Origin of the sequence: Achromobacter sp. GbtcB20, from assembly GCF_019091095.1 — a bacterium.
In the GTDB taxonomy this organism is placed as follows: domain Bacteria; phylum Pseudomonadota; class Gammaproteobacteria; order Burkholderiales; family Burkholderiaceae_B; genus Achromobacter; species Achromobacter mucicolens.
This window is the reverse complement of sequence record NZ_JAGXJZ010000309.1, coordinates 1-367: the sequence shown is the minus strand read 5'-3', so window position 1 is coordinate 367 and position 367 is coordinate 1. Positions and strand designations below refer to the sequence as shown.

The 367-nt window shown below is 55.0% G+C and carries 1 rRNA gene; it reads right to left on the bottom strand.

The features are described 5' to 3' along the window. Positions 1-110, bottom strand: a 5S ribosomal RNA gene (gene rrf, locus KVT32_RS29115); the annotation flags it as partial. Positions 111-367 lie beyond the last annotated feature (257 nt).

Here is a 367-nt window from a genome sequence, read left to right as displayed (position 1 = left end):
TGACGATGACCTACTTTCACAGACGTCCGTCCACTATCATCGGCGCAAAGGCGTTTCACTGTCCTGTTCGGGATGGGAAGGAGTGGGACCACCTTGCTATGGTCGTCAAGCGTAACTGCTTGAGCAGTTGACACAACGGTCAACCGTTCGAATCTGGGGTACTGCAACGCGAACCTGACGCCCGCTTGTACTAAAAGGTTCGCAGCTCTCGCCGCAACCCACCTCTTGCCGCAACCGGCAGGGCTCTCACTAAAGACAAAACCCCGCAGGGGATACCTGCGGGGTTTTGAGCAATAAAAGCCTGACGATGACCTACTTTCACAGACGTCCGTCCACTATCATCGGCGCAAAGGCGTTTCACTGTCCT